This window comes from Aeromonas veronii bv. veronii (assembly GCF_000820225.1).
GTDB lineage: Bacteria > Pseudomonadota > Gammaproteobacteria > Enterobacterales > Aeromonadaceae > Aeromonas > Aeromonas veronii.
On sequence record NZ_CDDK01000037.1, the window covers coordinates 34,747 to 46,903 of the forward strand.

General features: G+C 60.9%; 11 protein-coding genes. 2 read left to right on the forward strand and 9 right to left on the reverse strand.

Annotation, left to right across the window (positions count from 1 at the left end; all coding sequences use genetic code 11):
• Window positions 1-32: 32 nt before the first annotated feature.
• From BN1139_RS15555 to BN1139_RS15595, 9 genes are all read right to left on the reverse strand, one after another.
• Window positions 33-635, reverse strand: coding sequence for a hypothetical protein (locus BN1139_RS15555; protein ID WP_005352755.1), 603 nt, complete (start codon window positions 633-635; stop codon window positions 33-35).
• A 252-nt stretch (window positions 636-887) separates the two neighbouring features.
• Window positions 888-1,205 carry a heavy metal-binding domain-containing protein gene (locus BN1139_RS15560; protein ID WP_005352756.1) on the reverse strand — a complete coding sequence of 106 codons (318 nt, stop codon included), beginning with the start codon at window positions 1,203-1,205 and terminating at the stop codon, window positions 888-890.
• Window positions 1,206-1,376: 171 nt separating this feature from the next.
• Complete coding sequence (dedD, locus tag BN1139_RS15565; protein ID WP_005352757.1) at window positions 1,377-2,177, reverse strand: cell division protein DedD; 801 nt, start codon at window positions 2,175-2,177, stop codon at window positions 1,377-1,379.
• Between the two features lie 74 nt (window positions 2,178-2,251).
• The gene (folC, locus tag BN1139_RS15570) at window positions 2,252-3,511 is read right to left on the reverse strand and encodes a bifunctional tetrahydrofolate synthase/dihydrofolate synthase (RefSeq protein WP_041202717.1); all 1,260 of its coding nucleotides are present in this window, start codon (window positions 3,509-3,511) and stop codon (window positions 2,252-2,254) included.
• 2 nt (window positions 3,512-3,513) lie between these two features.
• Window positions 3,514-4,377 carry an acetyl-CoA carboxylase, carboxyltransferase subunit beta gene (gene accD, locus BN1139_RS15575; RefSeq protein WP_013723642.1) on the reverse strand — a complete coding sequence of 288 codons (864 nt, stop codon included), beginning with the start codon at window positions 4,375-4,377 and terminating at the stop codon, window positions 3,514-3,516.
• A gap of 119 nt (window positions 4,378-4,496) precedes the next feature.
• A complete protein-coding gene (gene truA, locus BN1139_RS15580; protein ID WP_005352765.1) occupies window positions 4,497-5,306 on the reverse strand; it encodes a tRNA pseudouridine(38-40) synthase TruA in 810 nt (269 codons plus the stop codon).
• A 201-nt stretch (window positions 5,307-5,507) separates the two neighbouring features.
• Window positions 5,508-7,712 carry a FimV/HubP family polar landmark protein gene (locus tag BN1139_RS15585; protein ID WP_005352766.1) on the reverse strand — a complete coding sequence of 735 codons (2,205 nt, stop codon included), beginning with the start codon at window positions 7,710-7,712 and terminating at the stop codon, window positions 5,508-5,510.
• A 271-nt stretch (window positions 7,713-7,983) separates the two neighbouring features.
• Complete coding sequence (locus BN1139_RS15590; RefSeq protein WP_005352767.1) at window positions 7,984-9,000, reverse strand: aspartate-semialdehyde dehydrogenase; 1,017 nt, start codon at window positions 8,998-9,000, stop codon at window positions 7,984-7,986.
• A gap of 193 nt (window positions 9,001-9,193) precedes the next feature.
• Window positions 9,194-10,315 carry a 4-phosphoerythronate dehydrogenase gene (locus BN1139_RS15595; RefSeq protein WP_005352768.1) on the reverse strand — a complete coding sequence of 374 codons (1,122 nt, stop codon included), beginning with the start codon at window positions 10,313-10,315 and terminating at the stop codon, window positions 9,194-9,196.
• 247 nt (window positions 10,316-10,562) lie between these two features.
• On the opposite strand from BN1139_RS15595, the gene BN1139_RS15600 reads away from it, so the two are divergent.
• Both BN1139_RS15600 and rnt read left to right on the forward strand, forming a co-directional pair.
• Window positions 10,563-11,306: a phosphatase PAP2 family protein gene (locus BN1139_RS15600; protein WP_005352769.1), complete on the forward strand. Its 744-nt coding sequence runs from the start codon at window positions 10,563-10,565 to the stop codon at window positions 11,304-11,306.
• A 99-nt stretch (window positions 11,307-11,405) separates the two neighbouring features.
• Window positions 11,406-12,083, forward strand: coding sequence for a ribonuclease T (gene rnt, locus BN1139_RS15605; protein WP_005333780.1), 678 nt, complete (start codon window positions 11,406-11,408; stop codon window positions 12,081-12,083).
• The last annotated feature ends 74 nt before the right edge of the window (window positions 12,084-12,157 follow it).

Consider the following 12,157-nt stretch of genomic DNA (forward strand, 5'->3'; position numbering starts at 1 on the left):
ATCAATGACCAAGCCGTGGCACGGCGTGTCTGTTACTCGAGCCGGATGGGGCCGGTATTCTGAACATCGCTGTCATTCCAGTCGCTCTCATCGCGAATACGCGGATCCCCCTGCAAGGTGTAGAGGATGGTTCCCTGACGAAACTGCAGCGCGCCATCGGCCCGCTTGGCCTTCACCTTGACTCCGTTGACCCACACCTGCTCCTTGCCATCCACCTGAATATTGGCCACCGTGGCGCCGGTCTCGCTATTTTTGGCGATCCACTTGCCCTGATAGGGCGAGTCCCCTTTGGCCATCGGCAGTGCGGCTGCCTTGCCCGCCGACCAGGCGTGCACGGTGCAAAAGCCGTGGGCCCGGCGATCATGTTTGATGACGTAATCCAGGGTGGGTTCGCTGGCGGGCAGATCGAAGGTGATCCCAATGACCACCTTGCCGTTTGTGGCCGAATAGGCGGCGGGCGCCAGCGTTTTCAGGGTCGCCTTCTTGCCATTGATAAAGACGTTGCCCCCTTGCGACTTGACCCGAATATCGGTGGGACAAGTGGCGCTGAAGTTGGGCAGCGCTGCGAGGGCACTGCCGGCATGGGCGGTCATGGCCAACATGACAAGGGTCAGCAGAGCAGGTTTTTGATTCATAGTGATACGCCTTCAAGAGAAGAGAACCTCGTCCGTGAGCGGTGTCGTTCCTGATGGCGGCACTCTAGCTTGACCCTCTCGGGCTACCCAGTTAAAAAAAATAAAACCGGTCAGTGGAATTATTAATAAATATAAATATTTAAAATCAATAGATTGAGTGACAACCCCGCCAGCCGCCACGTATCAGACAGGCAATAAAAAAGCCGATAACCCAGTTATCGGCTCATTGCCCATTCAGAGGCGGGTGCCCGATCAGACCACCACGGCGGTGCCACTGATACTGACCATCAGCATGCTGCCGTTTTGCCCCACCACTTCGTAGTCGATATCGATGCCGACCACCGCATTGGCGCCAAGGGCCGCTGCGCGCTCTTTCAGCTCGTCGAAAGCGATCTCGCGGGCACGGGCCAGCTCTTTTTCATAGGCGCCGGAGCGACCGCCGATGATGTCGCGGATCCCGGCGAAGAGATCCTTGAAAATGTTGGCGCCGAGAATGGCTTCGCCTACCACGATGCCGCGGTATTCACGAATGGCTTTGCCTTCCAGCGTGGGGGTCGTTGAGAGGATCATCTTGAACTCCTGTGAGTAGCAGAAGGGCTCAGACTACCCCAACTGCCCGAAAATCCCAACCGGGGGGTGACCTATACGACGCCGTCCTTAAAAATCACGACGGCCAGATAAAAAAACACCGCGCACGGGGCGCGGTGTTTGTTTCAGAGGGCCATTGCCAACGGCAAGCCGTCACGGATTGTAAGAGACCACCGAGCCACTGAGGCCGGTCATCTGGGAGATCCGCCCCTGCATCCCCTGCAGTTTGGCCTTGGAGACATCCGGTCCGATAAAGACCCGGTTGAGCTGACCCTGCACCGGTGTGCGCGGCGAGGTGTGGGCAGAGTAGCCCGCCGCCCGCAGCTTGCTCACCAGCGCGTTGACGCTGTCGACGTTCTTGAAGGCGCCAAGCTGAAGGATCCAGCTACCCTGTGCCGGTGCCGCAGCAGGCGCGGGGGTGGTCGGTTGGGTCATTTTGCTTTCAATCAGATCGTCGAGGGACTTGATCTGACCCGCCTGCGGCTTGGCCGGTGCGGGCGCTTTGGCCACTTCAACCGGTTTGGCTGGCGTCGGCTTGGGTGCAGGCTTGGGCGGTTCGACCGGCTTTTTGGCCACCACTTCCGGCTTGGGCTGTGGCTTGGGTTGGGCATTCTGTTGCGGCTGAACCGGCGCCGGTGCGGCAGGGGTTGTCGCCGGCTGCGCACCGTTGCCCTGACCGGCGAGGGTCATGGGGTCAGCCACCTCTTCCACTTGCCACTGCTGGGCCGCAGAGGCCTGTTGCTGGCTGGCCAGATGATCGGCGGGCAGACTGCTGGCTGCCGAGACCTGCAGCGCGGGCTTGGCGGGCTCCAGCTCGGGGCGCAGCGGGATCTTGGCAAAGGCCTCCTCCTTTTGTGCCAGCTTGTGACCATCCAGCAAGTCCGGCAGGAAAATAACAACCAGGGCCACCAGGATGACGGTGCCCACCAGACGGTTTTGAAACTTCGAGGCCAAGTTGAATCCTACCTTTACGTAACTCAATATGCGATTTGGCTCCCCGCCCGAAGGCCGGGGGGCCGGAGTGTGGCCTAGACGGCGACACCCGCCAGAATGTCGGCGACAGTGTAAAACGAACCAAACACAATGACCATATCGTCCGGACTCGATGCGGCCAACGCTGCCTGATAAGCGGCGCTGACATCATCAAACTCTCTGGCTGGCCCCTTGCCCTCCCCCAACGCCGCAGCCAGTTGCGTTGCGGTGGCGGCGCGCGGGCCGGTGAGACTGGCCAGATACCACTCGCCAATCAGGCCATCGAGTTCGGCAAGGGATCCCGCCATGTCCTTGTCTTTGAGCATGCCGACCACGGCGCGGCGCACACCCGTGCAGGGCATCTTGCGCAATTGCGCGGCCAGATAGGCCGCCGAATGGGGGTTATGGGCCACATCGACGATCACCAGCGGCGCACTTTGCAGCTGCTGCATCCGGCCAGCCAGCCGGGCATTGGCAAGCCCGTCACGAATGGCGGACTCCGGCAGCGGCAAGCCGAGGGATTCCAGCGCCGCCAGCACGGTCACCGCGTTCATCAGCGGTAGCGCCGGTTTTGGCAGATCCCGCCACTGGTTGAGGCCGTGATAATCCCAACCGCTCTTGTGCTCATCGCCACGAAAATCGATACCGACCTGACGCAGGTTGGCGCCAAGACGCGCCGCTTCGCTCGCGATAGTCGCAGGCGGATTGGGCTCGCCACTGATGGCGGGTTTACCGGCGCGATAGACCCCCGCCTTCTCCACCGCCACAGCTTCGCGGGTATCACCCAGCCAGTCGCAGTGATCGAGGGCAATGGAGGTGATCATCGCCACATCGGACTCCACCACGTTGGTGGCGTCGAGCCGACCACCCAGTCCCACTTCCAGCAGCAGTACATCGGGGGCGGCGCGGCAGAAGAGCCACAAGCCAGCCAGGGTGGCGAACTCGAAGAAGGTGAGCGCTATCTCGCCACGCGCCGCTTCCACTTCGGCAAAAGCGGCGCAGTGATCGCTGTCGGACAGCTCTTGCCCGTTGACCCGTACCCGCTCGGTAAAGCGCAGCAGATGGGGCGAGGAGTAGACGCCGACCTTGTAGCCTGCGGCCATCAGAATGCTGGCCGCCATGGCACAGCTGGAGCCCTTGCCGTTGGTGCCCGCCACCGTGATCACCTTGAACGGCAGCTGGGTGAGACCCATGCGCCGGGCGACAGCACCGACCCGATCCAGCCCCATGTCGATATTGACCGGATGGATCTGCTCCAAATAAGAAAGCCAGTCGACAAGCGACCGGCTTTGGGATTGTTGCATGTTTGAACTCATCTTCACTCTTCGATGACGTGAGTATTCAGCATTTTGGCGAGCAGGCTGGCCAGACGGTTACGCATTTCACGGCGATCGATGATGATATCGATGGCACCCTTTTCCAGCAGGAACTCGGAGCGCTGGAAGCCTTCCGGCAGTTTCTCGCGCACGGTCTGCTCGATAACGCGCGGGCCGGCAAAGCCGATCAGCGCCTTGGGCTCGCCCACGTTGATGTCACCCAGCATCGCCAGACTGGCAGAGACGCCACCCATGGTGGGGTCGGTCAGCACGGAGATATAGGGCAGGCCCGCCTTGGTGAGTCGGTCCAGCGCTGCACTGGTCTTGGCCATCTGCATCAGGGAGAACAGCGCTTCCTGCATGCGAGCACCACCAGAGGCGGAGAAGCAGACCAGGCCACGGCCTTCCTTGATGCACTCCTCGACGGCACGCACGAAGCGGGCACCGACCACGGAGGCCATGGAGCCACCCATGAAGGAGAATTCGAACGAACAGGCGACAACCGGTACCCCTTTGAGGATCCCTTTCATCACCACCAGCGCATCTTTCTCCGCCGTCTCTTTCTGAGCGGCAGACAAACGATCCTTGTAGCGCTTGGAATCCTTGAATTTCAGTACATCCTGCGGCTCCAGCTCGGCACCGATCTCGGTACGACCCTGCTCATCGAGGAAGCTCTCGAGACGGGCGCGGGCGCTGATGCGCATATGATGATCACACTTGGGGCACACTTCGAGGTTGCGCTCCAACTCTGCCCGGTAGAGCACCTGTTCACAAGCACTGCACTTGGTCCACACCCCTTCCGGAATGTTGTGACGACGGGGCGCAGTGATCTTGCTCTTGGGAAGAATCTTCTCAAGCCAGCTCATGGAATTCCTTAATGCTTTTGTGCCTGACAAAACGCATCGAGCCTAGATTGTTCAATGACTTAATAGCTCGATGGCAACAAATGACGGGTCATTAAACCACAATTTTTCGGGCGCAGTTACTAAAAACTGGTCGTACCCGGTGCCGAGTCCGGCAGCCACAGCGGGCCAAGCGGCAACTGCGGCAGAGCAAACTCGGCCGGGTAATCCACGTCGACCAGATAGAGGCCACCGGCCTTGGCGGTCGGCCCGGCCAGATTGCGATCCTTGGCAGCCAGCACCTCGGCAATCCACTCCACCGGTTTGAGCCCCTGCCCCACCAGCAGCAGGGAGCCGGTGATATTGCGCACCATGTGGTGCAGGAAGGCGTTGGCGCGAATATCCAGCACGATATAGGGCCCCTGACGGCTGACACACAGATGGGTCACATTGCGCCACGGGGTGTTGGATTGGCAGGCGACGGCACGGAAGGTGCTGAAGTCGTGCTCCCCCAGCAGGCTCTGGCCCGCCTGATGCATCAACTCGGCATTGATGGTCTCGTGGTAGTGGCTGACGCCACTGCCGAGGATCGCCGGCCGGTAGTTGTGGTTGTAGATGACATAGCGGTAGCGACGGGCGGTAGCACTGAAGCGGGCGTGGAAGCTCTCGTCCACCTGCTTGACCCAGCGCACGGCGATATCCGGCGGCAGGTTGGAATTGAGCCCCAGGGTCCAGGCCCCTTCGGCACGGTTCGCCTCGGTATCGAAGTGGATCACCTGACCGGTCGCATGGACACCGGCATCGGTGCGCCCGGCACACTGGATGGAGACAGGGTGGTTGGCAATCCGGCTCAGCGCCGTCTCCAGTTCAGCCTGCACGCTGATCACTTCACGCTGACGCTGCCAGCCGAAATACCGGCTGCCGTCATATTCAATACCTAGGGCAATTCGCATGGATAAACTTGTCTTGTTGTGAAAACGCAGTGAAAGAAACGGGGCGGATTATACGCGCTCAGCCTGAAAAGTCCCACCACACGCCGCAATTGGCCTGGATGGTCAGCCTGCGCGGCCATGATCCCCCCATCGCAAATCGCCAAAATAAGGGGGCAGCCTGCTGGCTGCCCCCGTTTTGCTGACCCCGTGATGGGAGATGCTTTAGCCCAACCGCTTGAGCAACTTCTCGGCTTCGGCGCGCTGGTGATCACTGCCCTGCTCTGCCGCCTCTTGCAGCAGCTCGCGGGCACTATCCTTGTCATCAATTTCGAGGTAGGCACGGGCCAGATCCAGCTTGGCACCCACACCGCCGTCGTCGGCATCCACATCAAACCCGGTGGATTCCGGCAGCACCTCGGGAAAGCCATCGAGCCCCACATCCAGCGAGAAGCCCTGATAAGGCTCCTGCTCAGTGGTGCTGGCATCGGCCTCGGCCAGCAGCTTGTCGATCTCGACGTAGCCGCTCTCCTGCGCTTGCTCACGGGGCTGCACATCGGCCGGATGAGATTCCACCTCGGCGAACGCGTCTTCAAAATCGGAGAGCGCCAGCTCGTTGGGGTCCCACTCCAGATCCAGCTCGGCTTCCTTCGCCTTGACAGGCTCAAGACCGAGCTCGGCCAGCATGGCATCCGCACTCTCGTCGGTGTCCTCCGCGGCACTGAGATCAATGGCGTTGTCATCTTTCCCTGTGGCGGACTCGTCGAGGGCACTGTCGAAATCACCGAGATCGAAGCTCGCCAGATCGTCGTCAGCGGCGCCGACTTCGTCGATGGAGCTCAAATCGGGCTCGAGGTCGGCGGAGAGATCCGCATCCAGCTCGGCGAACAGGGCTGCCTGCAGCTCCTCTTCGCTCATGATCTCGTCAGCGGCCTTGGGCTTGGGGTTGAACTCGCTGGCCAGATCCATGGCGGGCTCGTTGGCAAGCGCGATGGGCTCATCCAGCGAGAGATCGAGATCCGGCACCAGGTCCGGGTCGCGACTGGCTGGCTGGGTCGCCATCCGCTCGGGCTCAAAGCCCTGCAGCTCCATCTCGCCCTCGTCGCTGAACACCAGATCGACATCAGACTTAGCGGCCGGCTCGTCAGGCTCCATCGGCATAAAGCCATCCGGGGTGTTGAGATCCGGCACCGGGCGCACCGGCTCGTTGTCGGTCACATCGACGCTCAGCAGATCATCAAACTCGCTCTGCTCCTGATCCATCATCATGGCGGTGGATTCGGAGAGGCTCTTCTCCTGCTCTTCCAGTTCGCGGCGGGCACGGGCACGCAGCCACAGGGTCACCAGCGCCAATACCAGCAGCACCGGCAGCAGAATGATCATGGCGAGGTTGAGCGGTGAGGAGAGCAGATCCATCAACCAGTTTTTCTCAGGCTCAGGCTCGGCTGCCACCGGCGGGACCGGTTGGGCCTTCAGCTCGGCAATCTCTTTTTGCAGCGCCGTCTGATCCTGCAGCTGGGCCTTGAGGGTCTCCACCTCTTCGGTCAGGGATTGCAGACGCAGCTTGAGCCTATGATTCATCTCGGTCACCTGGCCGAGCTGGGCATTGGCATCTTCCAGTGCCAGCGCCATCTCGGTAGCCGGTTTGCCCACCGGTTTATCCAGATCGGAAGGCAGAGGCGCCGGGGTGGTGCCTTCTGCAGCGCTAGGAGCAGGTGCTACCGCCTCTTTCGGCGCAGGCTCGCTCACCTTGGCCACTTCTTTGGTTTCAGCAGCCGGTTGCGGTGCCACCACCGGGGCGGGAATGGGGGCGGCTTTCGCCACTGGCAGCGGCGCAGGCGCAGCCTTCACCGGCTCGGTCTTGGCGGCTTCCACCTTCGCGGGTTTGGCGGCAGCCGGCTTGGCGGTATGGGCCTGCTTGTCAGCCAGATATTTGGGGCTTAACCCCTTCCAGCTGGCGTTGTCGCTGCGGAACTTGGCGCGGGCCTGTGCATCAGTGATGACGCTCGCCTCGGCCGCGGTCGGCAGCAGAATGCGGGATCCCACCAGAATGTGGTTGATATTGCCATCGGCAAAACTGCGGGGGTTTTTCTCGTAAATCGCCACCATGGTCTGGTAGACGCTGACCCGATTGGAGGGGCGATATTTGCTCGCTAGGCTCCATAGGGTATCGGTCGGACGAACAGGGCCATAGCTACCGGCATTGGCAGTGACCTGACGCACCACCGGCTGGGCGGTTGTACGCACCGGTTGTGCGGCGGGTCTGGCGACCGGCTGCGCCAGCGGCTGGGAATTGACGGCGGGAGGTGCGGGTTCGTCAGGGCCTTTTAGCTCGACAAAAAAAGGCTCCCGCGCCGAGTCTTCAGCCTGGACGGTGCCCAGCAGACCCAATGCGAGTAGCGTTGCCAATGTTATGCGGGAATGTCCCATATTCGTTCCTTCGTATGACGGCCCTATCACATTGAAAAATCTGGATAGTTACCCCAAAACAGTCGGTTCAATATAAATCAGGCTCGCCTGGCAAGCCAGCAGTCCGACACATTTAGCACCCAACTTGACCCTGAGTGTAGGAAAAAACTTAATCAGTTGATATCGCAACAGAATCTTGAAGTGACGGAGTGCGGCATGGGTCACACCCCGGTTTGATCACAGGCCGGATGCGCAGCACTCCCTGCTGCGCATCTGTGGCATCTGACCAGCCTTACAGATAGTCGCGAACCAGCAGCTCGGCAATCTGTACACTGTTGGTTGCCGCGCCCTTACGAACGTTATCGGCCACGATCCACATATTGATACCACTTGGATGAGAAATATCCTGGCGCACCCGACCCACCAGCACCTCATCCTTGCCGGTTGCGTCACGCACCGGGGTCGGATAGTCCCCTTCGTCATCAAACAGGGTCACACCCGGCGCATTGCGCAGCAGATCCTTGACCTGTTCGGCATCGAGCGGCTGGTGCAGTTCGACGTGTACCGCCTCGGCGTGGCCGTAGAAGACCGGCACCCGCACGCAGGTGGGGTTCACGGCAATGCTGGCATCGCCGAGGATCTTCTGGGTTTCCCATACCATCTTCATCTCTTCACGGGTGTAGCCGTTGTCAGTGAAGCTGTCGATCTGCGGGATCAGGTTAAAGGCGATCTGTTGCGGATAGAGGGTCGGTTCCACCGGACGACCGTTGAGCAGATGAGCGGTCTGACCCGCCAACTCGCTGACCCCCTCTTTGCCGGAGCCTGACACGGATTGATAGGTGGCCACGTTGATGCGGGCAATGCCCACTTCGTCGTGCAGCGGCTTCAGGGCCACCAGCATCTGGATGGTGGAGCAGTTGGGGTTGGCGATGATGTTGCGATTGCGAAAATCGGCCAGCGCATCCGGGTTCACTTCCGGGATCACCAGCGGGATATCTTCGTCGTAACGGAAGCAGGAGGTGTTGTCGATGACGATGCAGCCGTGTTCGGCAGCAATCGGCGCCCACTTGGCAGAGACCTCGGCACCGGCGGAGAAGAGTGCGATCTGTACCTGGCTCCAGTCAAACTCCTCCACATCGAGGATATCGAAGTTCTTGCCGCCAAAGCGCACGGTATCACCGGCACTGCGGCTGGAAGCCAGCGGATAGAGGGTCGCTACCGGAAATTCGCGCTCTTCCAGGATCTCGATCATCGCCTGACCCACGGCGCCGCTGGCACCCAATACCGCTACGTTAAACTGCTGGCTCATTCTGTTCTCCTCTGATAATGCTGCAATGGCGCCGGGTGGCGCCATGGTCGGCAGGCTCCCGCGCTGCGAGATGACGCTGCCAGATATGGCTGAGCCGGCGCAGTAGCATCTGAGCCTGCTCAGTAAAAAATGGGGGCGAGGTAGCCAGTAAGGCTCACCCCTTCCGGTTATCTTCCAACTCCTAGGCCCCGATTCAGGGGCGTGACAGCGCAAATCCCAGCTCGCCCAGCGCCTGGTCGGCAAACGCCCCCTCAACCTGCAGGGAGGATAGTTCACGGCGCTCGGGGTAGTGTTTGCGCTGCTCGTCAAAGCTGCCGGGCAAGCCGAGTCGGGTCCGGAAGCGGGCATCATCGCGACGCACGTCATAAACCAGATGCACCAGCTGCTTGATCAACGCCTGATCCGGTGCGCGGCCCGGCACCACCGCCTGCACATCGGGGGCAGGCAGGAGCTGACTCAAATCCTGACGAGGCTGGCGTCCCAGCTGCTGGCAGAGCGCCTGATAGAGCATCCAGGTACCGCGCGCCTTCCCCTCCAGGCTGTAACCGGCGATATGGGGGGTGGCAATCTCGGTATGGGGCACCAGCGCTGCCAGTGGCTCGGGCTCGTTCTCCCACACATCCATCACCAGTCGCAACGGCTTATCGCTCAACTGGCGCGCCAGCAGGGCCCGGTTATCCCACACCTCGCCACGGGATGCGTTGATCAGGATCTGTCCGGCAGGGCGCGCGGCAATCTGTTCGGCATCGAGCAGATGGTAGGTGGCATCCAGCCCTTCACGGGTGATGGGCACGTGGAAACTGACGATATCGGCACCAAGAGCGGTCTGATAATCGACAAAGCCCGCATCGGGGGTATTACGCGCCTTGGGTGGATCGCAGCGCAGCACCCGCATGCCGAGTGCTTGGGCCTTGCCAGCCACGCACTCGCCGGTATTGCCCGCGCCAATCACCGCCAAAGTCATGGCCGAGAGGTCGAGTTCATAGCGCTCCGCTAGCACCAGCAAAGCGGAGAGCACATAATCCCCCACCGAATACTTGTTGCAACCGGGAGCGCTGAAGAAGGGAATATTGCGGCTTGCCAGCAACGCCTTGTCCACATGGTCTGTACCTATGGTGGCGGTGCCGACAAACCCGAGTTTGGGGCTGGTCGCCAGCAAATCGCCGTTGACGCGGGTGACCGAACGCACCAGCAGCACATCGGCATCGAGCAGATCGCAGGCCTGCATCTGCCGTCCGGGCAAGGGGATCACCTCGCCAAATTCGGCAAACAGCTCCACGGCATGGGGCATATTCTCATCAACGACTATCTTCATCGGGCTCTCTTTGGTCACAACCGCCACGGGGGCGCCATTCTAGCGCAAAGCCGCCCGAGATTTCAGCCTGTGATGCAATCCGGCGCGAAACGGGACCACATTGCGCGGCAGCCGCTCCATCCGCCCGCTCAAACAGAGGATGTCGCCACAAATGTGTAAGCAGAGGTAACAAACGTGCTGCTCGGCTTTGTCCGGGCATATCACGGTGGCACAATGCCCCTCTTTTTCGCGATCGCCCATACCCACCATGCCGCCACACGCTTCGTCGCTCCCAACGTCAACCGCCTCACTCACCCGCAGCCAGGTGCTTGGCTTCACTGCCCTGTTGATCCTGCCCCTGTTACTGCTCGCCACCCTGCCCTGGCAGCCTTTTCTGACCGGCTCCCTGCAATCAGGTTGGTTATGGTGGTCATACGCCCTCACCCGCATGGTCGATCTTCCCGGGATCGGGGTCAGTGGCGCCCTCTTGCTGCTGCTGACTCGCTACAAACTGAGACTGGAGTGGGCCTCTTTCATTGCGCTGGGGTGTGCACTGGCGGCCCTGCTTGCCAGCGACTGGGGGCTCAAGAGCCTGATCAAGCACCTGACCGAAGAGCCCAGACCCTATCTGCTCTGGCTGGAGAGTCTGGCGCTGATCCCGGCCATCAAGCACTTCTACGCCAGTAGCGTCGATGTGCGCAGTGAACAGGTTCACGCCGCCAGCCAGTTGCTGGCCCTGCCAGAGTGGCTCGGCCACCACTGGCAGGCCGAGGTGAACTACGCCTTCCCCTCCGGCCACAGTATCGCCGCCATCAGCCTGGCCCAGTTCTTTGGCCTTATCTGGCTGGCCCGTGCCCCCACGGGCGTCTGGCTGCTGCCACTGTGGGCATTGGGAATTGGTCTGTCGCGCATGGTAATGGGGATGCACTGGCCGGTGGATGTGCTGGCCAGCGCCCTGCTGGGGTCGCTCACGGCGCTGATTGCCGCCCGCTGGTGGCTGCACAGATATTGAATCCTGCGCCATCTTGGCGCCGCATCCTGCGTGGGATGGGAGGACAAGCCAGCACTTTTTTGCCATAATGCCGCCTCATTTTATCCCGACCGAGATCCCATGACCGACGCAGTTCATACCCTCAAGGGCCGTTTCCGTGGTTTTTACCCCGTCGTCATCGATGTTGAAACAGCCGGGTTCAACGCCAAGACCGATGCCCTGCTCGAAATCGCGGCTTACACCCTGAAAATGGATGAGCAGGGCTGGCTCGTTCCCGATCAGGTATTCCACTTTCATGTCGAACCCTTCGAAGGGGCCAACCTGGAGAAAGCCGCGCTGGAGTTCACCGGCATCGACCCCTACAACCCGTTGCGTGGCGCTGTCTCCGAAAAAGAGGCACTGACCGAGATCTTCAAGGGGATCCGCAAGGGGATGAAGGAGCAGGATTGCGGCCGCGCCATCATAGTGGCCCACAACGCCACCTTCGATCACGGCTTCGTGATGGCGGCCGCCGAGCGCGCTGGCCTCAAGCGTAATCCGTTCCACCCGTTTGCCACCTTCGACACCGCTGCTCTCTCCGGATTGGCGCTGGGTCAGACCGTGCTGGCCAAAGCGTGCCAGAGCGCACGCATCCCGTTTGACAATAAAGAGGCGCACTCTGCCCTCTATGACACCGAACGCACCACAGAGCTGTTCTGTCATATCGTTAACCGCTGGAAGAGCATGGGGGGTTGGCCGCCAGCGCATCCGGATGATGACACAACCGATGCCCCTGCCGACGATGAGGGACAAGAATAAACGGACGAAGGCTGCCACAGGCAGCCTTCGCTATTTTGGGACGTGATTGATTGCACGGCGCACCGGAAATAGCC

What these genes read in the sequence shown, in the direction of transcription:
- BN1139_RS15555 (WP_005352755.1), bottom strand. Translation starts at nt 635, where the DNA reads ATGAATCAAAAACCTGCTCTGCTGACCCTTGTCATGTTGGCCATGACC.
- BN1139_RS15590 (WP_005352767.1), bottom strand. Translation starts at nt 9,000, where the DNA reads ATGAGCCAGCAGTTTAACGTAGCGGTATTGGGTGCCAGCGGCGCCGTG.
- BN1139_RS15585 (WP_005352766.1), bottom strand. Translation starts at nt 7,712, where the DNA reads ATGGGACATTCCCGCATAACATTGGCAACGCTACTCGCATTGGGTCTG.
- BN1139_RS15600 (WP_005352769.1), top strand. Translation starts at nt 10,563, where the DNA reads ATGCCGCCACACGCTTCGTCGCTCCCAACGTCAACCGCCTCACTCACC.
- rnt (WP_005333780.1), top strand. Translation starts at nt 11,406, where the DNA reads ATGACCGACGCAGTTCATACCCTCAAGGGCCGTTTCCGTGGTTTTTAC.
- accD (WP_013723642.1), bottom strand. Translation starts at nt 4,377, where the DNA reads ATGAGCTGGCTTGAGAAGATTCTTCCCAAGAGCAAGATCACTGCGCCC.
- folC (WP_041202717.1), bottom strand. Translation starts at nt 3,511, where the DNA reads ATGAGTTCAAACATGCAACAATCCCAAAGCCGGTCGCTTGTCGACTGG.
- BN1139_RS15560 (WP_005352756.1), bottom strand. Translation starts at nt 1,205, where the DNA reads ATGATCCTCTCAACGACCCCCACGCTGGAAGGCAAAGCCATTCGTGAA.
- truA (WP_005352765.1), bottom strand. Translation starts at nt 5,306, where the DNA reads ATGCGAATTGCCCTAGGTATTGAATATGACGGCAGCCGGTATTTCGGC.
- BN1139_RS15595 (WP_005352768.1), bottom strand. Translation starts at nt 10,315, where the DNA reads ATGAAGATAGTCGTTGATGAGAATATGCCCCATGCCGTGGAGCTGTTT.